We start from the raw sequence: 22,045 nt of genomic DNA, 5'->3' as shown, positions 1-22,045 counted from the left end.
GGAGAAAGCACCATGATCACCCAAACCATCCGCTACGAACTCGCCAACGGCATTGCGACCATCACCTTCGACGAGCAGGGCTCGCCCGTCAACACCATGTGCCTGCAGTGGCAGGACGATCTGGGCGCGGTCACCGCACAACTCGTCACGGACCGCGCACAGATCAAGGGCATAGCGCTGGCTTCCGCCAAGAGCACCTTCTTCGCCGGCGCCGACCTCAAGGGCGTGATGCGCTCGACCGAGGCGGACGGGCCGCGCGTGTTCGGCGAGATCGAGCGCATGAAGAAGCACTTCCGCACCATCGAGACCCTGGGCGTGCCGGTGGTGAGTTGCCTCAACGGTGCGGCGCTCGGCGGCGGCTGGGAAGTGGCGCTGCTCGGTCACCACCGCGTCGCTGTCAACAACCCGAAGATCAGCTTCGGCCTGCCCGAGATCACACTGGGCCTGATTCCCGGCGCTGGCGGCATCACCAAGATGACGCGAATGCTCGGCCTGATGGCGGCGCAACCCTACATCCTGGAAAGCAAGCTGTTCGGCCCCGAAGAGGCCTTCAAGCTGGGCCTGGTGCACGAGCTGGTCGCCTCGCCTGAGGAACTGATGCCCAAAGCGCTGGCCTACATCGAAGCCGCCCAGGGCAAGCCCGAGGCCTGCACCCACGTCTGGGACCGCAAAGACTACAAGATGCCCGGCGGCACGCCGAGCAACCCCAAGATCGCGGGCTTGCTGAGCGTGGCGCCCGCCGTGCTCAAGCAGAAGACGCGCGGCCTCTACCCGGCGCCGGAAGCCGCGCTGGCCGCGATGGTCGAGGGCGCGATGGTCGACTTCGACACCGCCATGCGCGTGGAAAGCCGCTACCTCGCCGGGCTGATGACCGGCAACGTGGCGCGCAACATGATCAACACCTTCTTCTTCAACATGAACGCCATCAAGGGCGGTCAGTCGCGGCCGAAGGATGTGGCGAAGTACCAGCCGAAGAAGGTCGGCATCCTGGGCGCCGGCATGATGGGCTCGGGCATCGCCTACGCGCAGGCCACCCGCGGCATCGCCACCGTGCTCAAGGACGTGAGCCTGGAAGCCGCCGAGAAGGGCAAGGGCTACACCGCCAGGCTCACGCAGAAGCGGGTCGACAAGGGTCAGATGAGCGCCGAGAAGCAACAAGGCATCCTGAACCTCATCACGCCCACCGCCAGCGCCGCCGGCCTCAAAGGCTGCGACCTGATCATCGAAGCCGTGTTCGAGCAGCGCGAGCTCAAGGCCATGGTGACGAAAGAAGCCGAACCCATGCTGGCCGAAGGTGGTTTCTTCGCCAGCAACACCTCCACCTTGCCCATCTCCGGCCTGGCCCAGGCCAGCGCCAAGCCAGCCAAGTTCGTCGGCATCCACTTCTTCAGCCCGGTCGACAAGATGAAGCTGGTCGAGATCATCCGCGGCAAGGGCACCGACGATGAAACCATCGCCCGCGCCTACGACTACGTGCAGGCGCTGGGCAAGCTGCCCATCGTCGTCAACGACTCGCGCGGCTTCTACACCAGCCGCACCTTCGGCACCTTCGTGATGGAAGGCGCCGCCATGCTGGGCGAAGGCATCCCGGCGCCAGTGATCGAGAACGCCGCCATGCAGGCCGGCATGCCGGTCGGGCCGCTGGCGGTGCTGGACGAAACCGCGCTCAGCCTGTCGGTGCACGTGCTGGAACAGACCCGCCTCGACTTCCAGAAGGAAGGCCGGCAGTACGTCGCGACACCGGGCGAGACCCTGGTCGAGCAGATGGTCAAGCAGCACCGCCGCCCGGGCCGTGCGGGCGGCGGCGGCTTCTACGACTACCCCGAAGGCGGCAAGAAACATCTGTGGCCGCAGCTCCAGGCGCTCTACGAAAAGCCGGGCGTCGAATGGAACCTGCAAGACGTGAAAGACCGCCTGCTCTACCGCCAGGCCGTCGAAACCGCACGCTGCCTGGCCGAAGGTGTGCTCACCAGCGTGCACGACGGCAACATCGGCTCCATCTTCGGCATCGGCTTCCCAGCCTGGACCGGCGGTGCGCTGCAGTTCATCTATGGCCAGGGTATCGAGGCCTTCGAGGCGCGCTGCGCCGCGCTGGCCGCCCGCCATGGCAGCGGCTTCATACTCGCGGACGCGGTGAAAGCCGCGTTGCGTCAACACCAACCCCAGTACTGACTCATGAAACGACTCGAAGGAAAAATCGCCCTCATCACCGGCGCCGCTCAAGGCATCGGCCTGGCCACGGCCCTGAAGTTCGCGCGCGAAGGCGCCACCGTCGTCGTCTGCGATGTGAAGCAGGCGGCGGTCGACGAGGCCGTCAAACAATGCCAGGCCGAAGGCGCCACCGCCGTGGGCTTCGTGATGGACGTGACCCAGCGCGAGATGGTCGACGCCGTGGTCGCGCAGGTGAAAGAGCGCTTTGGCCGCATCGATGTGCTGGTCAACAACGCCGGCATCACGCAGGACGCGCGCCTGCAGAAGATGACGCTGGAACAGTTCGACAAGGTGATCGACGTCAACCTGCGCGGGGTCTTCCACTGCGCGCAGGCCGTGGCCGACACCATGACCGCGCAGGGCAGCGGCGTGATCCTCAACGCCTCGTCGGTGGTCGGCATCTACGGCAACTTCGGCCAGACCAACTACGCCGCCACCAAGTTCGGCGTGATCGGTTTCACCAAGACCTGGAGCCGCGAACTCGGCCCCAAGGGCGTGCGCGTCAACGCAGTCGCCCCTGGCTTCATCAGCACGCCCATCCTGAGCACCATCCCCGAGAAGGTGATCCAGGAGATGGAGCACCGCGTGCCGCTCAAGCGCCTTGGCCAGCCCGAAGAGATCGCCAACGTCTACGCATTCCTCGCCAGCGACGAGGCCAGCTACATCAACGGCGCGGTGATCGAAGTCTCGGGCGGCATGTCGGTCTGAGACCGGCCCGGACGCCCACCGACGCGAGCCCGCCACGCGCCCCGGGCTCGCGCATCGCCTCCAGGATTCCTTCATCCGCAGGGCCTGTGCCGGATCGGTGGGCGAGCGGCAGCCTTCGGTCCGGGTATGCCGCAACGCGGTCCGGCCCGGCGCTTCCGGGCTGCCCGTGCAGGCACCCACAGGCTGTGGTGCCATTGCGCAACCGCCCACCAGCGCATCCGTGGCACCGCGATAATCCGCTGCGACCCCGCCACCGCACCATGCCCCCTCGCCAGCCCACCGCCCCCCACGCCGATTCCGGCCCCTTGGTTCCCCGCTCCCGCTCCGACCTGTTTCTGTCCTTCACCTGGCTGGCCCTGCAGGGATTCGGCGGGGTGCTGGCGATCGTGCAGCGCGAGCTGGTCGAGAAGAAACGCTGGCTCACGCGCGAGCAGTTCCTGGAGGACTGGGCCGTGGCCCAGATCATGCCCGGCCCGAATGTGGTGAATCTCTCGCTCATGATCGGTGACCGGTTCTTCGGCCTTTCGGGCGCACTGGCCGCACTGGCCGGCATGCTGGCTGCCCCCCTGTGTCTGGTGCTGCTGATGGCCGCGCTCTACGGCAGCGTGGCCGACACCGCCGCCGCCCAGGGCGCGCTGCGCGGCATGGGCGCCGTGGCCGCCGGCCTGGTGACCGCCACCGGCATCAAGCTCATCGCGGCCCTGGACAAGAATGCGCTGGGCCTGGCCACGTGCATCGCCCTGGCCGCCCTGACCTTCGTGGCCATTGCGCTGCTGCGCTGGCCCCTGATCTGGGTCCTGCTGGGCATCGGCGGCGTGGCCTGCCTGTGGGCTTATCGCGTGCTCGGGCGCCAGCCGGAGCCCCGCTCATGACGATCACCCTGACCCCCGGCGACTGGCTGGCCCTGTGCCAGCACCTGGCCTCGCTCTCGCTGCTGGCCGTGGGCGGCGCCATCACCACGGCCCCCGACATGCACCGTTACCTGGTCGGCCAGCAAGGCTGGTTGACCGACGCGCAGTTCACCTCGTCGATCGCGATCTCGCAGGCCGCCCCGGGTCCGAACGTGCTGTTCGTCGCCCTGCTCGGCTGGAACCTCGGCCTCAACGCGGGCGGGGGTCCGGCCGCCGGCTGGCCCGCCTGGGGCCTGGCCCTGATGGGCGTGGCACTGAGCCTGGTGGCGATCATGCTGCCGTCTTCGGTGCTGACCTACACCGCCACCCGCTGGGCCCACCGCAACCGCGAACTGCGCTCGGTGCGCGCCTTCAAGACCGGCATGGCACCGATCGTGATCGCCCTGCTGATCGCCACCGGCTGGCTGCTCAGCGCGACCCACAACCAGCCGGCGCGGGACTGGCGCCTGTGGTTGCTGACCGCCGTGTCGATCGTGCTGGTGTGGCGCACGCGCATCCACCTGCTGTGGCTGATCGGCACCGGCGCCCTGCTGGGCGCCCTGGGCTGGGTCTGACCGGCGGACGGTTTCAGCCGAAGGCCATCCCCGGTCCGCCCGAGAACACAGACCCGATCGCGCCCAGAACGATGCCGGCCACGATGCCGCACACCACCAGCACGGCGGTGTAGCCCAGCGCTTTTTCGGGTGGGGTCTTCATCAGCACCGGAATGCCGGTGTAGAGCAGGTAGATCGAATACAGCGAGGCCAGCAGGCTGAGCATGCTCAGCGCCGGAACGAGGTTGAAGATGCCCCCGAGCAGACCGGCCGTGGACGCGTAGGCCACCAGCTTGAAAGCGCTCAGCAGGTCTTTGCGGCCGCCAAAAGTGGGCGCCAGGGCATCGGCGATCAGGGCCAGCACGTAGATCACGGCCAGCGACAGCACGAACCCGACCACCATGTTGGCGATCCCGGCCAGGAAGGGCACCCGGAAGCTGACACCCATCACGTGGGTGCCGACCACGCTGAACCCGATGAAGGTCGCGATGGCCGAAACCGCCGCCAGGTAGACCAGGTAGGTCTTGTAGATCGTGGCCACGTCCTCGGTTTCCGTGTCGATCACGGGCCAGGTGGACTTGGGTTTGAGCAGGATGTCCTGCACGCGCTGCACCAGATTCATGTGTCACTCCTCGCTGGACAAAGCCCCGATCGGGCCCGGCCATTATGGGTGCCGACGTGACGATCCGGTGAATCCCCGCAAGCCGGCCGGCCTTCAGTCGGCCAGCAGGGCCGGCAGGCTTTGTGCGGCGCGTTCGCGCCAACAGGTCTGGGCCACGGTATCGAGCTCGGTCGGTTCGGGATTGATGACCACCACCTGCGCCCCGCTGCGGTGCGCCGTGTGGGCCAGCCCGGCAGCCGGGTACACCAGGCCCGAGGTGCCGATCACCAGCATCAGATCGCAGGCCTGGGCAGCGGTTTCGGCGGCCGCCAGGGCCTCGGTTGGCAGCATCTCGCCGAACCAGACCACGGCAGGCCGCCGCAGGTTGCCGCACACGGAACAGCGTGGCGGGCGACCGTCTTCCAGAAAATCGGGCTGGCAGCACGGGCGCGGGCGGTCCAGCCACTGGTCGGCGTCGATGCGACCATGCAGGGCGATGGTCTCGCCGAGACCGGCCCGCTCGTGCAGGCCGTCCACGTTCTGGGTGATCAGCGTCAGGCGTCCCGGATGCCGCTGCGCCCACGCCGCCAGCGCCCGGTGGCCGGCATTGGGTTGGACCCGGGCAATCAGCGCTCGCCGGTATTGGTACCAGTCCCACACGCGCTGGGGATCGGCGCGAAACGCGGCTTCGGTGGCCAGTTCCTTCGGGTTGAACTGCGCCCACAGGCCACTCTGGGCATCGCGAAATGTGGGCACGCCCGACTCGGCGCTCATGCCAGCCCCGGTCAGCACCGCCAGATGCCGCGCCTGTTGCACCCACTGGCGCAGCGTCTCAAGCGTGGCGGTCATGGCGGGCGTGGGCCTTTCAGCCGCGCTGGCGCAGCGCCTCGTACAGGCACACGCCCGAAGCCACCGACACGTTCAGGCTCTCAACCGCGCCGCGCATGGGAATGCTCACGAGCTCGTCGCAGGTCTTGCGCGTGAGCTGGCGCATGCCCTGCCCTTCGGCGCCCAGCACCAGGGCCGTCGGGCCTTTGAGATCGACCTGGTAGAGCGTTTTGGGCGCGTCGTCGCTGGTGCCGGTGATCCAGATGTTGCGCTCCTTCAGCTCGCCCAGCGTGCGCGCCAGGTTGGTGACCATGAAGTACGGCATGGTTTCGGCCGCCCCGCTGGCCACTTTGGCCACGGTGGCGTTGATGCCGGCGGCATGGTCCTTGGGCGCGATCACCGCGTGCGCACCGGCACCGTCGGCCACACGCAGGCAAGCCCCCAGGTTGTGTGGATCGGTGATGCCGTCGAGCACCAGCAGCAGCGGCGCCTGACCGGCGGCCTCCAGCTGTTCCAGCAGATCGTCGAGCGAATGCGCCTGCTCCAGCGCCTGGACCCGCGCGGCCACGCCCTGGTGGCCATGGCTGCCGGCCAGCTTGGCGATGCGCAGCCCATCGGCCTCGATCAGGCGCACACCGGCTTCGCGGGCACGGTCCAGGAACTGGCGCATGCGCGCGTCGCGGCGCGTGGGTTCGAAGTAGACCTCGATGATGGACTGGGGCGCGGTTTTCAGGCGCACGCCCACCGCGTGGAAGCCGAACAGGACTTTGGGGGTAGACATGCGCGGATTATCGTTGCCCCCACGCTCCGCCGCTGCGCGGGTCGCTGCCCCCCGAGGGGGCTGATCCGGCTGGGGGCGGCCCGGCACCGGATCGTTTGCCCCCACGCTCCGCCGCTGCGCGGGTCGCTGCCCCCCGAGGGGGCTGATCCGGCTGGGGGCGGCCCGGCACCGGATCGTTCGCCCCCACGCTCCGCCGCTGCGCGGGTCGCTGCCCCCGAGGGGGCCGATCCGGCTGGGGGCGGCCCGGCACCGGATCGTTTGCCCCCACGCTCCGCCGCTGCGCGGGTCGCGGGGTCCCGCGTCTGTCATTCCCGCGAAGGCGGGAATCCCGTCGCGGACACGTTCAGCACATCTTTCAGGCGGCCGCCTCGGCCGCTTCCGTGGCGCACCCGGCTTCGATGGTGATGCGGCGCTCGCAGCGCGCGGCGATACCGCGGTCGTGCGTGACCAGTACCAGCGTCGTGCCCAGCTCGCGGTTGAGTTCGAACATCAGCGCCATCACCCGCTCGCCGGTGGCGAAATCCAGGCTGCCCGTGGGTTCATCGGCCAGCAGCACGGCCGGGCGCACGACAAAAGCGCGTGCCAGCGCCACCCGCTGCTGCTCGCCACCGGACAGCACCTTGGGATAGTGCCCCAGCCGCTGCCCCAGGCCCACACGCTCCAGCATGGCCGCCGCGGCCGTGCGCGCGTCGCGCCGGCCGGCCAGCTCCAGCGGCAGCATCACGTTTTCCAGCGCGGTGAGGTTGCCCAGCAGCTGGAAGCTCTGGAACACGAAGCCCACTTTCTGGGCGCGCAGCGCGGCGCGCTGGTCTTCGTCCAGGGCGAACAGATCGGTGCCGTCGATGTGAACCGTTCCGCGCGAAGGCGTATCCAACCCCGCAACGATGGACAGCAAGGTGCTCTTGCCCGACCCGGAAGCCCCCACGATGGCAGCCGTTTCACCGCGCAGCAGCTCGAAACTGACATCGCGCAGAATGTCCAGCGTGCCGGTGGCATCGGTCACCGACTTGGACACGTGCTGCACGGCGATCATCGGGTCGGTGGTCGTGAGGGAAGAAGGATTCATGCCATGAAAGGATGGGATTTGGAACGACGTCACTTTAACGCCCGGCTGGCCGGCGCCCTGACGCTGGCCTTGTGCCCCTGGGGAATGCCGGCGCTGGCCCAGACCCGCCCACAGGGCACCACGGTGCTGGTGGTCGGCGACTCCCTGAGCGCCGAATACGGCCTCAAGCGGGGCAGCGGCTGGGTCGCCCTCTTGCAGGAGCGGCTGGCACGGGAAAAGTTCAAAGGCCAGGTGGTCAACGCCAGCATCAGCGGCGACACCACCGCTGGCGGCCGATCGCGCCTGCCCACGCTGCTGAAGCAGCACCAGCCCGCCCTGGTGATTCTGGAGCTGGGTGCCAACGATGCGCTGCGCGGCCTGCCACTGAACATGACGCGCGACAACCTGAGCGCGATGGCCCGCGCCGCGCGCGAATCGGGCGCCAAGGTGCTGATCGTCGGCATGGAGATCCCGCCCAACTTCGGCGCCCGATACGCGCAGGATTTCCGCGAGGTGTTCGCCACCGTGGCGCGCACCGAAAAGACCGGGCTGGTGCCCTTCCTGCTCAAGGGCGTGGCCGACACGGCCGATCCGCTCCAGCTGTTCCAGAACGACCGCATCCACCCCAACGAGACGGCCCAGCCCCAGATGATGGCCAATGTCTGGGCCGAACTGCGCCCTTTGCTGCCGCGCTGACGCCATTCGGCAGGGTGCTGGCCCCGCCTGATCGCGGCAATCGAGACAATCCGCACGAAGTCCGGGTCGGGCTTCGGACAATTTTTAATTCTTTAGAATTAAAATTTTCGCGATTCTTCAGCCGCACAACGAACCGCCTGTGAACCCCACTGCCCTGCCTCCGAAGCGGCCGGTGCCCAACGATGCACCGGCCGGACGGGAGCCAGTCTCGGAGCTGGCCCGCCGCATTGAAACCCGCATGCTGGCGCTGGGCCTGAGCAAAAAGGCGCTGGCCGCGCGGGCGGGCATTGCCCGTCAGACGCTCTACACCATCCTGGACATGGGCCGTGACGGCGACGACCGCATGCCGCGCGTGAACACCCTGGTGGCCCTGGCCGAAGCCTTGCGGGTCCACCCGTTCTGGCTCGTCGACGGCCTGTTCGCCAACGTGGTGGTGGATGCCGCACTGGCTCAGCCGCAACAAGGCGACCGCGCCGGTCTTGTGCGCGACGTGACCTACCCCGGCGGCGCCATGGTGGCGCCCGGCAGCCACTTCACCAAGGTCTGGCGCGTGCAGAACCTCGGCAACACGCCCTGGCGCCAGCGCAAGCTGGTGTGCTGGGACGAGCAGATTGAAGCCTTCCTGCGCGCCGGCAGCCGCCGACTGCCGATTGGCCAGCGGCTGCGCCCGGACCGGACCGAACTGCTGGTTCCCGCCACCCCGCCGGGCGGGGTCGTCGAGCTCTCGATGGGTTTCACGGCCCCGACCGAAACCGGCACCGTGATTTCCTACTGGGTCGGCACCCTCGCCGATGGGCGCCCCTGCTTTGGCGAAGATGCCGGCCTGGAAGTGTGCGTCCACGTGACCACGCTGGCCGAAACGCGGGCTTTCCGCCCGCAGCACCGCCCGGCGTGAATCAGGCGGCGGCCAGCGTCGCCAGCCCCTGCGCCAGATCGGCGCGCAGATCCTCCACCGCTTCGAGCCCGATTGCAAACCGCACCAGCGTGCCGCGGTAAGGCCAGCGCGAAGCCGGCCGCATGCCGGCCACCTGGTAAGGCGCGCACAGGCTGATCGGCCCAGCCCAGCTCCAGCCCGGCCGGAACAGGCGCAGGCTGTCACAGAAGGCGTCGATCTGCGCCGGCGTGCGGCGCTCATCGAACACCGCGCTGAACAGGCAGGCCGCCCCCGTCGCATCGCGCAGCCAGGCCGCATGGCCCGGTGAATCCGGCAAGGCCGGGTGCAAAACGCGCACCACGCCGGGCTGCCCCACCATCCAACGGGCCAGTTCGCGCGTGACCGCGTCCTGGGCGGCGTAGCGCACCGCGATGGACGGCAGGCCGCGCAGCACCAGTTCGACGTCGTTGGCGCCCACACCCAGCCCCAGGCGCATGCGTGTCAGCAAAATCTGGCGGTGCAAGGCCTCATCGCGCGTCACCACCGAGCCCATGAGCACGTCGGCACCACCGCTGGGGTACTTGGTCAGCGCCTGCATGGAAACGTCCACACCCAGATCGAAGGGCGAGAACGCCACGCCCGCACCCCAGGTGTTGTCCAGCGCGGTCACGATGGGCCGCTCGCGCCCCGCGTTGGCCGCGCGGATCACGGCCGTGAGCGCCGGCAGATCGGGAAATTCCAGCGTCACCGACCCGGCGGCCTCCAGCCAGACCAGGCGCGTGGCGGGCGTGAGCTGGGCGGCCAGGTCGGCCGGGTCCATCGGATCGTAGAAGCGGTGGCCGATGCCCCAGTGCGCCAACTCCACCTGGGCGAAGTGTTTGCTTGGGCCGTACACGTTGTCGGGCAATAGCACTTCGTCGCCCTGCTTGAGCAGGGCCATGTCCACCAGCGAAATACCCGCCAGGCCACTGGGCACCAGCATGCAGTGCTGCCCACCTTCCAGCGTGGCGATGCGCTCTTCGAGCGTGAAGGTGGTGGGCGTGCCGTGCAGGCCGTAGGTGTAGCCGCTTTTGTCTTTCCAGTCGCGCGTGTGCAGCGCCTGCACGTCGGGAAAGATCACCGTCGAGGCCTTGTGCACGCCGGGTGCCACGGCTTCGAAGCCCTCGGGCGGGCGGTACGGGTGGTGGATCAGGCGGGTGGACAGATGCGCGTCGGCGGACATGGCAGGCTCCCTACAAGAAAGACCGGGCTGAAAACGACAGCGGCCCTCATCGGGCCGCAGACACGGAAGCCAGAGGCCGCGAAGGGCCCCGGCCGCGTCAGACTTTCCACTTCTCCAGCAGTTGCGCCGGGCGCAGGCTGTCGTAACCCTCGAAGGGCTGGTGGATCCAGGGGTTCGTCGGCAGGAATTCGACCGAATAATCGGGCGAGAACACCGAGACGGCCTTGGTCCAGATGACCGCGCTGCGCAGTTCGGTGATGGGCGCGTACTGGTTTTTGAGCGTGTCGATCACCACCTTGAGGGTGTGGCCCGAATCGGCCAGATCGTCGACCAGAAGCACCTTGCCGGCGATTTCACCCTTGGGCGTGGTGATGTAGCGGGCAATGTCCAGCTTGCCCTGCACCGTGCCGGCGTCGGAGCGGTAGGAGCTGGTGGACATGATGGCCAGCGGCACGTCGAAGATGCGCGAGAGGATGTCCCCCGGACGCATGCCACCACGGGCCAGGCACAGGATGGTGTCGAACTGCCAGCCCGACTGGTAGACCTTGATCGCCAGTTTCTCGATGAGGTTGTGGTACTCGTCGTAGGAGACGTAGAGGTGCTTGCCGTCTTCGGTCAGCATGGGGGCTCCGCTTGGGGGTGTGGGGAAGGCCGATTCTGCACGAACTCGGCACGCTCCGGCACGGTGAATACCGCCGGCCGGAACGCGCCGGCGCGCCTCAGACTTCGTAGGGGTGGTGGATGAGGATGGTGTGGTCGCGATCGGGGCTGGTGGACACCACGTGGATGGGCACGCCCGTGGTGGCCTCGATGCGGCTCAGGTAGCGCTGGGCGTTGACCGGCAGGTCTTCATAGCGGGTCACGCCCACACTGGACTCGGTCCAGCCCGGCAGCGTTTCGTAGATCGGCTGGCAGCGAGCGATGTCGTCGGCGCCCATGGGCAGGATGTCGACCACCTCGCCGTCGAGCTGGTAGCCGGTGCACAGCTTCAGCTCCGACAGGCCATCGAGCACGTCCAGCTTGGTGATGCACAGACCCGACAGGCCGTTGACCTGGGCCGAGCGCTTGAGCAGCGCAGCGTCGAACCAGCCGCAGCGGCGCGAACGGCCGGTGGTGACGCCCTTTTCGGCCCCCACGGTGCTCATGTGCCAGCCCGGCGTGCCTTCCTTTTCCCATTCCAGTTCGGTCGGGAAAGGACCACCGCCCACGCGGGTGCAATAGGCCTTGGTGATGCCGAGCACGTAGTGCAGCAGTTGGGGGCCGACGCCGGCACCGGCGGCGGCGTTGCCCGCCACGCAGTTGCTCGACGTGACGAACGGATAGGTGCCGTGGTCGATGTCCAGCAGCGTGCCCTGTGCGCCTTCGAACAGCAGGTTGGCGCCAGCCTTGTGAGCCTCGTTGAGTTCGCGCGACACGTCGGCGATCATGGGCTTGAGCAGTTCGGCCTGCTGCATCGCTTCGGCGTACACCGGCTCGAACTGGATCTCGCCGTCCTGCATGTACGACAGGGTCTTTTCGTCCCAGGCCATGTCGGCCGAATGCAGGAAGGTCTTGAGCACGTGGTTGTGCAGCGCCAGCAGTTCACGCAGTTTGCTGGCGAAGCGCTCGGGGTATTTCAGGTCCTGCACGCGCAGGGCGCGGCGGGCAATCTTGTCTTCGTAGGCCGGACCGATGCCGCGCCCGGTGGTGCCGATCTTCTCGGCGCCGGCCTTGACCTTGGCCGCCTCCCGCGCCACGTCGATCGCGGCGTGGAACGGCAGGATCAGCGGGCAGCCTTCGCTCACGCGCAGGCGCGAACGCACTTCGACGCCGGCTTTTTCCAGCCCGGCGATCTCCTCGAACAGCTTGGACACCGACAGCACCACCCCGTTGCCGATGTAGCACTTGACCCCGGCGCGCATGATGCCGCTGGGAATGAGGTGCAGCGCGGTCTTCACGCCATTGATCACCAGCGTGTGGCCGGCGTTGTGCCCGCCCTGGAAGCGCACCACACCGGTGGCGGTTTCGGTGAGCCAGTCGACCAGCTTGCCCTTGCCTTCGTCGCCCCATTGGGTGCCGACCACGACCACGTTGCGCCCGGGTTGCACGGCGCGGCTGTTGTTCATCATCTGTTGCAGATTCCGGTTAAAGGGTTTTCACAGTCCAGGCGCCGCTGGCAGGGTCCTGGACCAGCTCGCGATCGCAATGGAATTCATCGACTTCGTGCTCATGGCCGGGCAGCACACACACCACCGTCTGGCCCTGACGGCGCAGGTCGGCAATGGCTTGGCGCAGGCCGGCATCCATGCCCCAGGGCGCGCGCACGGCAGCCACCAGCGGGCGCGGCGGCACGGCGGCCACGATTTCCTTGAGGTCCAGGCTGAAGCCCACGGCCGGGCGGTTGCGCCCGAAAACGGCGCCGACTTCGTCGTACCGGCCACCGCGCGCCAGTTCCACCGGCTCGCCCTTGGGGTTCTGTGCGAACACGGCGAAACGCATGCCGGTGTAGTACGCGTAGCCACGCAGGTCAGCCAGGTCGACCGACAGGCGCAGCGCGGGCTGCGTCTGCAATTGGGCCGTCAACCAGGCCAGGCTGTCCAGCGCCTGGGCCAGCGCGGCCGAGGGCTGCAGCACGCGCCGGGCTTCCTCGATCACGCCCGCATCACCGAACAGCTGCGGCAGCGTGCACAGATCGCGCTGCACCGCCGCCGGCAGATCACGGGAGAGCTCGCGCAGGGCGGCAACGTCCTTGACCGCGAGCGCAGCGTGAATGGCGCTGGTGCGGCCAGCGTCAAGCGCCACCGGCGCCAGCACCGCATCGATCACGCGCACATCGGCCAGATCCAGCCAGAGCGGCTGCACACCGGCGCTGCGCAGGCAGGCCTGCACCAGTTCGAGCGCTTCCAGATCGGCCTCAAGACCGGCGTGACCGTAGATTTCAGCGCCGAATTGCAGCGGTTCGCGGCTCGCGGTGGGCCGGTCGATGCGTGTGTGCACCACCGGGCCGCAATAGCTCAGGCGGGTCACCCCCTGGCGATTGAGCAAATGGGCGTCGATGCGGGCCACCTGGGGGGTGCTGTCGGCCCGCAGGCCGAGCGAGCGGCCGGAGAGCTGGTCCACCAGCTTGAAGGTGTGCAGGCCCATCGCCTCGCCCGTTCCGGTGAGCAGCGATTCCAGGTGTTCGATCAGCGGGGGCATGACCAGCTCGTAGCCGTAGCCACGGGCGGTGTCCAGCAATCCCCGGCGAAGTTCCTCGATGTGCCGCGCCTCGGAAGGCAGGACATCGGCAATGTGGTCCGGCAGGACCCAGGCAGACATGGGCATGGTGGGGCGCTGTTAAAAACGGCATTTTACCGACCCCGTGGGGCCCCTGCCGTTATTCGGACAACGCCCCCCGAAATCACCAGGTGTCGACATAGGCGGCGGGGGCGCCCTGCCCGGCGGTCACCCGGTGCGCCGAAGCCAGACCGCGCACCAGCCAGGCGCGGGTTTCCGCCGGGTCGATCACGGCGTCGATCTCCAGCGTCTGCGCCATGTTGATGGCCTCGCCGTTGGCGTATTGCTGGGCCACCAGGGACTGGAACAGGGCGTCGCGCTGCGGCCCGGCCGGCACCGCTTCCAGCTCTTTGCGGAAGCCCAGGCGCACCGCCCCCTCCAACCCCATGGCACCGAACTCGCCGCTGGGCCAGGACACGTTGAACACCGGCGCATCGAAGCCGCCCGCCGTCATCGCCTGCGCGCCCAGGCCGTAGCCCTTGCGCAGCACCACCGAGAAAAACGGCACCCGCAGGTGCGAGGCGACGGCGAACATGCGGCAGACGTGGCGCACCTGCGCCTGCGCCTCGATGTCGGGGCCGACCATGAAACCCGGGGTATCAACCAGCGCAACGATGGGCAGACCGTGCACATTGGCCAGTTGCATGAAGCGCGCGGCCTTGTCGGCCGCCTCGACATCGATCGCGCCACCCAGGTGGTGCGGGTTGTTGGTCATCACCGCCACCGGCCGCCCTTCGATGCGGGCCAGCGCCGTGATCATGCCGGCGCCGAAGCCGGCGCGCAGTTCCAGCACGGAGCCGCTGTCGAACAGCCCTTCCAGCACGGCGCGCACGTCGTAAACCCGCAGCCGGTTTTCCGGTACAGCGTGGCGCAGCAGGCGCTGGTCGGGGCAGTCCCAGTGCGGCAGAGCCCCCTGGAAGTAGCCCAGGTAGCGCTTGGCGACCGCCACCGCTTCGGCTTCGTCCTCGACCAGCACGTCGATCACGCCGTTGGCCGACTGCACGTGGCTGGGCCCGATCTCCTCGGGACGGAAAGTCCCCAGACCACCGCCCTCGATCATGGCCGGCCCGCTCATGCCGATGTTGCTGGCGCGCGTGGCGATGATCACGTCGCTGCAGCCCAGCAGCGCCGCGTTGCCCGCGAAACAGCGCCCGTGCACGATACCGACCACCGGCACCTTGCCGGACAGGGCCGCGAACTGGCTGAAGGTGTGGTTGTTGAGCCCGGCAACGATGGGCATGTCGGTATCGCCCGGCCGCCCGCCCCCGCCCTCAGCAAACAGCACCACCGGCAGCCGCAACTGGTGCGCAATGGCCAGCATGCGGTCCTGCTTGTGGTGGTTACGCATGCCCTGGGTACCGGCCAGCACGGTGTAGTCGTAGGCCATCACCACCGCGCGCGAGCGCTCGGGGCCGAAATCGCGCGCATTGACACACCCGATGCCGGTGACGATGCCGTCGGCCGGGGTGTTGGCCACCAGGTCCTCCAGGCTGCGGCGCCGCGTCTGGGCGGCAATGGCCAGTTGCCCGTACTCCAGGAAATTGCCCGGATCGTCGGCCAGGTCACACAGGTCGGCCACGTTCTCGCGCGCCGTGCGCCCGCCCTGCGCGTGGCGCTTGGCCACGGCGACCGGCCGGTGGGCGTCGAGCGTGGGCGCATGGCGGTGGATCACCCGCTGCAGATCGCCGCGGATGGCGTCGGGGTCGAGCGCGACCGCTGTCACCGCCTGCACCTCGCCGGCCTCGACCGGCTCCAGCGCCAGCAGACGCTGGCCTTCGGTCACATAGTCGCCCGGCTGGGCCAGCAGCGCCATCACGCGGCCGGCGTGCGGCGTGTGGATCAGGTGCTCCATCTTCATCGCTTCGAGCACGCCCACCTGCGCGCCGGCGGGCAACAGGTCGCCCACCGCGACCTCGAACTGCACCAGGCGCGCCGGCATGGGGGCGCGGACATGGCGGCCATCGTCTTCGACAGGGTGCCCGTCCCCGCCGGCGACCGGCTGCGCCGCGAGCGACGGCGGCTCCGGCGTTGCCAGCGACGCGGCCCGCGCCAGCAGCGGCGGCAACCGCTCTTCGACAAAACGCGTGTGCACCGCCTGGGCGGCGAATTCGGGCTGCTCGGCCAGCGCCCTCAGCAGCCCGAGGTTGCTGGCCATGCCTTCGATGCGGCATTCGGCCAGCGCGCGCTGCGAGCGCCGCAAGGCGTCGCCGAAACTCGGCGAAGGACTGGCCACGATGAGCTTGGCCAGCAGGGTGTCGTAGTGGGGCGACGGCGCCAGACCCAGATAACCGTGCGTATCGACCCGCACGCCCGGCCCGCTGGGCAGGTCAAAGCGGGCCAGTGCCCCGCCCGAAGGACGGGCCTGGCCCTGGGTGTCCAGCGTCTCGGCATTGATGCGCCACTGGATCGCGAAGCCCTTCTGGGGCGCGGTGCGACCGGGGGCCACGCCCAGATCGGCCAGCGTGCGGCCCGCCGCCACGCCCAGTTGCAGTTGCACCAGATCCAGCCCGGTCACGGCCTCGGTCACGGTGTGTTCGACCTGCAGACGCGGATTGGCCTCGATGAACACGAACGGCAGGGATGTGGCCCCCACGCTCGCCGCCTTGGGGTGGCCCGGCGGCGGCTCGATGGCCGTCTCGTCGACCAGGAACTCGAAGGTGCCCAGGCCCCGGTAGCCCACGGTCTGCGCCATGGACAGCGCGGCCTGCGTGATGCGCTCGCACAGGTCGGCCGACAGCATGGGGCTGGGCGCGATCTCGACCAATTTCTGGAAGCGCCGCTGCAGCGTGCATTCGCGTTCGCCCAGGCTCGCCACCGCCTGGCCGTCGCCCAGCACCTGGATCTCGATGTGGCGCGCGCGGGTCATGAGGCGCTCGACGTACACACCGTCGACGCCGAACGCGGCGCGCGCCTCGGAGGTGCAGCGCGCGTGGGCTTCGGCCACCTCGCCAGCATCCAGCACCGCGCGCATGCCCCGGCCGCCGCCGCCACCGATGGCCTTGATCATCATGCCCGCGCCTTCGGTCGCCTGCTGCGCGAAGAAGGCCTGCGCCTGCGCCAGCGTCACCGCACCCTCGCTGCCGGGCATCACCGGCACCGCGCACTGCGCAGCCAGCGCGCGGGCCCGCGCCTTGTCGCCAAAAAGCGCGAGCTGTTCCGGCGTCGGGCCGATGAACACCCGTCCTGCGGCGGCGCATGCCTGTGCGAAGTCGGCCCGTTCGCTCAGAAAGCCGTAACCCGGATGCACCGCGTCACAGCCCTGCTCCCGCGCCACTTTCAGCAGCGCCTCGATGTCGAGATAGGCCGAAGGACCGGTTGCGTCCAGCGCCACCGCCGTGTCGGCCAGCCGCACGTGCAGGGCCTGCGCATCGTCGCGCGCGTACACGGCCACGCTCGCGATGCCCAGGTCCTGCAACGCCCGCACCAGGCGCACCGCGATCTCGCCCCGGTTGGCGATCAACACCTTGCGAAAAAACAGTGCTTCGCTCACGCCAGATCCTTCAGCAGACGACGCAGCACCTTGCCGGCGCCCGTGGCCGGCAGCGCATCGATGAAACGCACATGGCGCGGCGCCTTGTAGAGCGCCATGTTCTCGCGCGACCAGGCCACGAGCGCCTCGGCCGACACTTCGGCGCCAGCCTTCTTGACGATGAAGGCCTTGACCACCTCACCCTTCTCGGCGTCGGGCTCGGCAATGACCGCTGCCTGCGCCACGGCCGGGTGCTTGATGAGGATGGTCTCGACCTCTTCCGGGAAGACGCTGTAGCCCGAGACTTTGATCATTTCCTTGAAGCGGCCGATGAAGCTGAGATAGCCCTCGGCGTCCATCTTGCCCATGTCGCCCGTGTGGACCCAGCCGTCGCGCAGCGTCGCCGCCGTGGCTTCCGGCTTGTTCCAGTACCCCTTGAACACCCCCGGGCTGGTCAGCACGATTTCACCCACTTCACCCACGGGCAGCTCCTGGCCCGAGTCCGGGTCGAGAATGCGGATCGTCACGCCCGGCGCGACGATGCCCTGCGTGCCCCATTTGGCCTTGCCCGCCGGGGTGTAGGTGTCGCAGGTGTGGGTCTCGCTCAGGCCATACGCCGCCTCTTGCGACAGGCAGTGGGGCGCGAAGGACTGCCACTGCGTGGCCAGCGATTCGGTGAACGCGATGCCGAAGCTGGTGACCGGATTCCTCTTCAGGCTGCCCAGATCAAATGCGCCAGGCCCCGCTGCCTGCAGCACCTGCATGCAGGCGACGTTCATCGGCGCGATGCTGTACCACCAGCTCACGCGGTACGTGGCAATGGCCTGCAGCACAGCATTGGGGTCGAAACGGTGCAGCAGCACGCTGCTGGCCCCGGTGATCACCGGCACGTTCACGCCCATGAGCATGCCAGCAATGTGATAGAGCGGCGCCACCGACAGCAGCACGTCGTCACCGCCCACGCCGTTGCAGTCGGCGCAGACCGTGGTCTTGAACAGCGCATTGCCGTAGCTGAGCATCGCGCCTTTGGGCAGGCCGGTGGTGCCCGAGGTGTAAGTCATGAGCGCGACGTCGTCCAGCGCCATGTCCACCGCCTGTGGCCGGGCGTCCTCGTGCATCACACGCCAGAAGTCTTCCACGCCGGCAGGCCAGGCAACGGGCGTCTGGGCAGTTGCCGCCAGCTCGGGTGGCAGGTCCAGCGTGGGCTGCTCGGGCAGCCAGTCGGTGTAGCGCACGCCGAAGACGTGTTGCAACGCGCTCTGTCCACGCACCTTCTCCACCACCGGCAGCAGGTTGTCGGCCGCCACGATCACCCGTGCCTGGAGATCGTTGACCTGGTACGCCAGCTCGTGCTCCTTGTTCAGCGGTCCGCTGGGGCAGACGATGGCCCCGATCTTCTGGATGCCGAAATGGGCCACCAGGTATTGCGGGCAGTTGTTGAGGAACAGCACCACCGGCTCGCCCTTGGCCACACCCAGAGCCTGCAGGTGCGCGGCAAAGGCATCACTGGCCCGATCCAGTTCGGCCCAGGAAATGGCCTGGCCGTACCAGATGCACGCTGGGTGGTCAGGGCGCTCGCGTGCGTGCTGGCGCAGGTACTCGTGCAGCGGCTTCTGGGGGCGCGGCGCAAGGTTTTGGGGTGTCTCCATGGTGTCGTCTTTCAGGGTTAGCGCTAGCCTGGTCCGGCGGTCGGGCTCTTGCGTGGGAGCCATCTTGACGGAACAATCCTACCGATGGGTAGAACTTTGGAGACAGCTCGCAAACCCCAAGCCGCCGCCAAGCGTGGCCGGCAACGGGCCACCACCGCCGGCACGGACGTGCAGCGCGAACGGATCCTGCGTGTGGCAGAGACCTTGTTCGCCGCGCAGGGCTACGCGCAAACCACCATCGAGCAGATCGTGCGTGCGCTGGGCGTGACCAAGCCGTTCGTCTACTACTACTTCAAGGACAAGCAGGAAATCTTCGAGACGCTGTCCTGGCGTCCCTCGGTGGAATGTTTCACCGCACTGGACTTTGCCGACCTCGACGACCGTCGCGCCAGCGAGAAGGTGCGCGAAGGCCTGCAACGCCTGATCCGGGCAACCATTGCCAACCACCCCGCGGCGTTTTTCCCTTACCGGGAACCGCAGGTCTACCGCGCCGAATACCTCGCCGCGGTCAAACGCCTGGCCAACCACTTCTACGACCGGCTGGTGCCGCTGCTGGAACAGGCGCGCCGGGACGGCGACCTCGATTTCCGCGATGCCAAGCTGGCCGCACTGGCCGCGTGCAGCCTGCCCGGCTTTCTCTACAGCTGGTACCGAACCGATGGCCGCCTTTCGCCGGAAGCGGTCACCGACGAACTGACCGAACTGGCGATGCGCCTGCTTGGCGTGGCCGCGAGGACGCCCCCCACCGCGAACCCACCGTCCGGCTCCAGCTCGCCCTGAAATCGGGTCCACCGTTTCCCCGCCGCGCCACCGCGCGGCCACCATCACCCCAACAGGAGACAACATGCCCATCCGGCGCACCTTCACCCCCCTGGCCCTGGCCACCCTCATGACCTGCGGCGGCGCCCACGCCCAGGAAACCTACAAGCTCGCCTACATCGACCCGCTGTCCGGGCCTTTCGGCAACGTGGGCGAGATCATGCTGACCCACGTCGCGTACGCGGTGGACGACCTCAACAACCAGGGCGGAGCCCTCAAGGGCCAGATCAAGCTGCAGCTGCTGCAGTTCGACAGCAAGCTCTCTGCCCAGGAAAGCCAGAGTGCCTTCCAGTCAGCGGTCGACCAGGGCGCCAAAGCCATCGTCACCGGTGGCTCGGGCTCATCGGTCGTGGCCGCCCTGATCCAGGCCGCCAACCGCTGGAACCAGCGCAACCCCGGCAAAGAGGTTCTGATCCTCAACCACTCGTCCATCGACCCCGAACTGACGGGCAAAGCCTGCAGCTTCTGGCATTTCCAGACCGAAGCCAACACCGCGATGAAGATGAAGGCCATCGCCAACTTCGTCAAGAAAACGCCCGAGATCCGGAAGACCTACCTGCTCAACCAGGACTACGCCCACGGCCGGCAGTGGGCCAGCTACGGCAAACAGTTGTTTGCACTCGCGCGACCGGACATCCAGTTCGTGGGTGAGGCCTTGCACCCGATCGGTCGCGTCAAGGACTTCGCGCCCTATGTGGCCAACATCAAGGCTGCCGGCGCGGACTCCGTCATCACCGGCAACTGGGGCCAGGACATGACCCTGTTGCTCAAAGCGTCTGCCGAAGCCGGGGAAAATCTGCGCTTTTTCAACCACAGTGCGGGCTCGATGCCCGGCACCGTTGCCGCGGTGGCCGCCACCGGCACCGGCCAGCTGACCTGGGTGGCCGAATGGCATCCGGGCCAGGCCGGCACACCCCAGGTCGACGCCCTCGCAAAGGCCTACAAAGCGCGCACGGGCAAGGACTTCCTCTCGCCGCGCATGGATCTCACGCCCCGCATGCTGGTGGCCGCCATCGACAAGGCCGGCAGCACGGAAACCGTCAAGGTGGCGCGTGCACTGGAAGATCTGACCTTCGATTCCACCGTGGGCCCGGTGCGCATGCGGGCGGAAGACCACCAGTTGCTGCTGCCCCAGGTGGTCAACACCATTGCCCCGGTGGATGGCAAGTCGGTGCGCGTCGGCTGGGAAGGTACGCGGTACGGTTTCCGTACCGAAGCGGCCTACAGCGGCAACGAACTGGCGCAGGGCACGGAATGCAAGATGCAGCGACCTTGAACCCGTTGGCCAATCCCTGCTGACCAGACGATCGAGGGCCGCCGACGAAAGTCAAGCGACCCTCGGCACTCAGGGCTGCAAGAACCACCACAGAAGCAGGCCGCCTCCCACGCTGAGCAGACCGAAAAAACGGATCTGCCCGTCCTGCAAGCGCAACATCTCCGAGAACACGCGGCGCCAGGCCTGGGGTGCGATGAGGGGCAATAGCCCCTCGAACACCAGCATCAGAGCCAGAGCAGGCCAGAGCAGGTCGCCCACCGTGCAGCAGGCTCAGCGAGCCGGTGCCGGCGTGCGCATGGCGCGGAAGAAGTCGGACGACGGGTCGATCACCATCACGTCGGACTTGCCCGCGAAGCTGGCCTTGTAGGCGTCCAGGCTGCGGTAGAACTGGGCAAATGCCGGGTCGCGGCCGAAGGCCTCGGCGTAGGCGGCGTTGGCTTTGGCATCGCCATCACCCTTGATGGCCTGGGCGTCGCGATAGGCCTCGGCCACGATGGTTTCGCGCTGGCGATCGGCCTCGGCGCGGATCTTCTCGCCCTCGGCAAAACCGGTGGACCGCAGCTCGTTGGCCACGCGCTTGCGCTCGGCCTCCATGCGGTCGTAGACGGAACGCGTGATGGTGTCCGCGTAATCCACGCGGGTAATGCGCACGTCGACCACGTCCATGCCCCAGGGCTTGTCGGCACCACGCACGGACTCCAGCACTTCCTTCTTGACGTCGGCCATGAGCTGCTCACGCTGCGTGTTCAGCAGCTCTTTGAGCGTGCGTTTGTTGACCTCTTGCTGGAAGGAGTTGCGCACCACGCGGTTGAGCTGCAGCGCGCCAGCGGCTTCGTTCAGGCCGACGTTGCGGATGTAGGCCTGCGGATCGCTGATGCGCCAGCGTACGTACCAGTCGATCACCACCCGCTGCTTCTCGGCGGTCAGCGTCGGCTCGGTATCGTTGCTTTCCAGGGTGAGCAGGCGCTTGTCGATGTAGGACACGTTCTGGAACGGCGGCGGCAGCTTGAAGTTCAGCCCCGGCTCGGTAACCACCTGCTTGATCTGGCCGAGCTGGAACAGCACGCCGAACTGGCGCTGGTCCACGACGAAGAGCATGGAACTGCCGATGGCCAACGCCACCAGCACGGAAGTGATGAAAAAACCCAATTTGTTCATGGTGTTGGC

General features: G+C 68.0%; 20 protein-coding genes. 8 read left to right on the top strand and 12 right to left on the bottom strand.

The window, feature by feature from the left end; all coding sequences use genetic code 11:
- Positions 1-12 precede the first annotated feature (12 nt).
- From QQK43_RS09730 to QQK43_RS09715, 4 genes are all read left to right on the top strand, one after another.
- On the top strand, positions 13-2,172 hold the full coding sequence (locus tag QQK43_RS09730; protein WP_284307600.1) for a 3-hydroxyacyl-CoA dehydrogenase NAD-binding domain-containing protein: 2,160 nt from the start codon (positions 13-15) through the stop codon (positions 2,170-2,172).
- A gap of 3 nt (positions 2,173-2,175) precedes the next feature.
- A complete protein-coding gene (gene fabG, locus QQK43_RS09725) occupies positions 2,176-2,919 on the top strand; it encodes a 3-oxoacyl-ACP reductase FabG (protein WP_234262836.1) in 744 nt (247 codons plus the stop codon).
- 260 nt (positions 2,920-3,179) lie between these two features.
- A complete protein-coding gene (locus QQK43_RS09720; RefSeq protein ID WP_284307599.1) occupies positions 3,180-3,791 on the top strand; it encodes a chromate transporter in 612 nt (203 codons plus the stop codon).
- Entirely contained in the window at positions 3,788-4,384 is a 597-nt protein-coding gene (locus QQK43_RS09715) for a chromate transporter (protein WP_234262834.1), read from the top strand. Before QQK43_RS09720 ends, QQK43_RS09715 begins: the two co-directional genes overlap by 4 nt.
- A 13-nt stretch (positions 4,385-4,397) precedes the next feature.
- Here QQK43_RS09715 and QQK43_RS09710 read toward each other — a convergent pair whose 3' ends face one another.
- From QQK43_RS09710 to QQK43_RS09695, 4 genes are all read right to left on the bottom strand, one after another.
- Positions 4,398-4,985 carry a Yip1 family protein gene (locus QQK43_RS09710; RefSeq protein WP_234262833.1) on the bottom strand — a complete coding sequence of 196 codons (588 nt, stop codon included), beginning with the start codon at positions 4,983-4,985 and terminating at the stop codon, positions 4,398-4,400.
- 93 nt (positions 4,986-5,078) lie between these two features.
- A complete protein-coding gene (locus tag QQK43_RS09705) occupies positions 5,079-5,813 on the bottom strand; it encodes an SIR2 family NAD-dependent protein deacylase (protein WP_284307598.1) in 735 nt (244 codons plus the stop codon).
- A 16-nt stretch (positions 5,814-5,829) separates the two neighbouring features.
- Positions 5,830-6,573, bottom strand: coding sequence for a 23S rRNA (guanosine(2251)-2'-O)-methyltransferase RlmB (gene rlmB / locus QQK43_RS09700; RefSeq protein WP_284307597.1), 744 nt, complete (start codon positions 6,571-6,573; stop codon positions 5,830-5,832).
- Between the two features lie 355 nt (positions 6,574-6,928).
- Positions 6,929-7,639 carry an ABC transporter ATP-binding protein gene (locus tag QQK43_RS09695; protein WP_234262830.1) on the bottom strand — a complete coding sequence of 237 codons (711 nt, stop codon included), beginning with the start codon at positions 7,637-7,639 and terminating at the stop codon, positions 6,929-6,931.
- 3 nt (positions 7,640-7,642) lie between these two features.
- On the opposite strand from QQK43_RS09695, the gene QQK43_RS09690 reads away from it, so the two are divergent.
- On the top strand, positions 7,643-8,314 hold the full coding sequence (locus QQK43_RS09690) for an arylesterase (RefSeq protein WP_370465251.1): 672 nt from the start codon (positions 7,643-7,645) through the stop codon (positions 8,312-8,314).
- Between the two features lie 139 nt (positions 8,315-8,453).
- Positions 8,454-9,209, top strand: a complete 756-nt coding sequence (locus tag QQK43_RS09685; RefSeq protein WP_284307596.1) for an NBR1-Ig-like domain-containing protein — start codon at positions 8,454-8,456, stop codon at positions 9,207-9,209.
- Between the two features lies 1 nt (position 9,210).
- Here QQK43_RS09685 and QQK43_RS09680 read toward each other — a convergent pair whose 3' ends face one another.
- The 6 genes from QQK43_RS09680 to QQK43_RS09655 all read right to left on the bottom strand — a co-directional run bounded on the left by QQK43_RS09680 (position 9,211) and on the right by QQK43_RS09655 (position 18,783).
- On the bottom strand, positions 9,211-10,410 hold the full coding sequence (locus tag QQK43_RS09680) for a cystathionine beta-lyase (RefSeq protein ID WP_284307595.1): 1,200 nt from the start codon (positions 10,408-10,410) through the stop codon (positions 9,211-9,213).
- Between the two features lie 97 nt (positions 10,411-10,507).
- Entirely contained in the window at positions 10,508-11,032 is a 525-nt protein-coding gene (locus QQK43_RS09675) for a phosphoribosyltransferase (protein ID WP_284307594.1), read from the bottom strand.
- A 97-nt stretch (positions 11,033-11,129) separates the two neighbouring features.
- The gene (locus QQK43_RS09670; RefSeq protein WP_234262826.1) at positions 11,130-12,515 is read right to left on the bottom strand and encodes an adenylosuccinate synthase; all 1,386 of its coding nucleotides are present in this window, start codon (positions 12,513-12,515) and stop codon (positions 11,130-11,132) included.
- Between the two features lie 19 nt (positions 12,516-12,534).
- A complete protein-coding gene (locus QQK43_RS09665) occupies positions 12,535-13,707 on the bottom strand; it encodes an ATP phosphoribosyltransferase regulatory subunit (protein WP_234262825.1) in 1,173 nt (390 codons plus the stop codon).
- Positions 13,708-13,789: 82 nt separating this feature from the next.
- Entirely contained in the window at positions 13,790-17,155 is a 3,366-nt protein-coding gene (locus tag QQK43_RS09660) for an acetyl-CoA carboxylase family protein (RefSeq protein WP_284307593.1), read from the bottom strand.
- Positions 17,152-18,783: an AMP-binding protein gene (locus QQK43_RS09655; RefSeq protein WP_234262823.1), complete on the bottom strand. Its 1,632-nt coding sequence runs from the start codon at positions 18,781-18,783 to the stop codon at positions 17,152-17,154. Before QQK43_RS09655 ends, QQK43_RS09660 begins: the two co-directional genes overlap by 4 nt.
- A gap of 84 nt (positions 18,784-18,867) precedes the next feature.
- Here QQK43_RS09655 and QQK43_RS09650 point away from each other — a divergent pair, with 84 nt between their 5' ends.
- Positions 18,868-19,563, top strand: a complete 696-nt coding sequence (locus QQK43_RS09650; protein WP_284307592.1) for a TetR/AcrR family transcriptional regulator — start codon at positions 18,868-18,870, stop codon at positions 19,561-19,563.
- A gap of 64 nt (positions 19,564-19,627) precedes the next feature.
- The gene (locus tag QQK43_RS09645; protein WP_234262821.1) at positions 19,628-20,878 is read left to right on the top strand and encodes a branched-chain amino acid ABC transporter substrate-binding protein; all 1,251 of its coding nucleotides are present in this window, start codon (positions 19,628-19,630) and stop codon (positions 20,876-20,878) included.
- A gap of 69 nt (positions 20,879-20,947) precedes the next feature.
- Here the strand turns inward: QQK43_RS09645 and QQK43_RS09640 are convergent, their stop codons facing one another.
- Complete coding sequence (locus QQK43_RS09640; protein ID WP_234262820.1) at positions 20,948-21,136, bottom strand: DUF2065 domain-containing protein; 189 nt, start codon at positions 21,134-21,136, stop codon at positions 20,948-20,950.
- Positions 21,137-21,148: 12 nt separating this feature from the next.
- The gene (gene hflC / locus QQK43_RS09635) at positions 21,149-22,036 is read right to left on the bottom strand and encodes a protease modulator HflC (RefSeq protein WP_234262819.1); all 888 of its coding nucleotides are present in this window, start codon (positions 22,034-22,036) and stop codon (positions 21,149-21,151) included.
- Positions 22,037-22,045 lie beyond the last annotated feature (9 nt).

The organism is Hydrogenophaga electricum, from assembly GCF_030160815.1.
GTDB classification, from domain to species: Bacteria; Pseudomonadota; Gammaproteobacteria; order Burkholderiales; family Burkholderiaceae_C; genus Hydrogenophaga; species Hydrogenophaga electricum.
This window is presented reverse-complemented; position numbering and strand designations above follow the sequence as displayed.

Excerpts from the sequence above, each read along its gene's own strand:
- QQK43_RS09730 (WP_284307600.1), top strand. The coding sequence starts at position 13 with ATGATCACCCAAACCATCCGCTACGAACTCGCCAACGGCATTGCGACC.
- fabG (WP_234262836.1), top strand. The coding sequence starts at position 2,176 with ATGAAACGACTCGAAGGAAAAATCGCCCTCATCACCGGCGCCGCTCAA.
- QQK43_RS09720 (WP_284307599.1), top strand. The coding sequence starts at position 3,180 with ATGCCCCCTCGCCAGCCCACCGCCCCCCACGCCGATTCCGGCCCCTTG.
- QQK43_RS09715 (WP_234262834.1), top strand. The coding sequence starts at position 3,788 with ATGACGATCACCCTGACCCCCGGCGACTGGCTGGCCCTGTGCCAGCAC.
- QQK43_RS09710 (WP_234262833.1), bottom strand. The coding sequence starts at position 4,985 with ATGAATCTGGTGCAGCGCGTGCAGGACATCCTGCTCAAACCCAAGTCC.
- QQK43_RS09705 (WP_284307598.1), bottom strand. The coding sequence starts at position 5,813 with ATGACCGCCACGCTTGAGACGCTGCGCCAGTGGGTGCAACAGGCGCGG.
- rlmB (WP_284307597.1), bottom strand. The coding sequence starts at position 6,573 with ATGTCTACCCCCAAAGTCCTGTTCGGCTTCCACGCGGTGGGCGTGCGC.
- QQK43_RS09695 (WP_234262830.1), bottom strand. The coding sequence starts at position 7,639 with ATGAATCCTTCTTCCCTCACGACCACCGACCCGATGATCGCCGTGCAG.
- QQK43_RS09690 (WP_370465251.1), top strand. The coding sequence starts at position 7,643 with ATGAAAGGATGGGATTTGGAACGACGTCACTTTAACGCCCGGCTGGCC.
- QQK43_RS09680 (WP_284307595.1), bottom strand. The coding sequence starts at position 10,410 with ATGTCCGCCGACGCGCATCTGTCCACCCGCCTGATCCACCACCCGTAC.
- QQK43_RS09675 (WP_284307594.1), bottom strand. The coding sequence starts at position 11,032 with ATGCTGACCGAAGACGGCAAGCACCTCTACGTCTCCTACGACGAGTAC.
- QQK43_RS09670 (WP_234262826.1), bottom strand. The coding sequence starts at position 12,515 with ATGAACAACAGCCGCGCCGTGCAACCCGGGCGCAACGTGGTCGTGGTC.
- QQK43_RS09665 (WP_234262825.1), bottom strand. The coding sequence starts at position 13,707 with ATGTCTGCCTGGGTCCTGCCGGACCACATTGCCGATGTCCTGCCTTCC.
- QQK43_RS09655 (WP_234262823.1), bottom strand. The coding sequence starts at position 18,783 with ATGGAGACACCCCAAAACCTTGCGCCGCGCCCCCAGAAGCCGCTGCAC.
- QQK43_RS09650 (WP_284307592.1), top strand. The coding sequence starts at position 18,868 with ATGGGTAGAACTTTGGAGACAGCTCGCAAACCCCAAGCCGCCGCCAAG.
- QQK43_RS09645 (WP_234262821.1), top strand. The coding sequence starts at position 19,628 with ATGCCCATCCGGCGCACCTTCACCCCCCTGGCCCTGGCCACCCTCATG.
- hflC (WP_234262819.1), bottom strand. The coding sequence starts at position 22,036 with ATGAACAAATTGGGTTTTTTCATCACTTCCGTGCTGGTGGCGTTGGCC.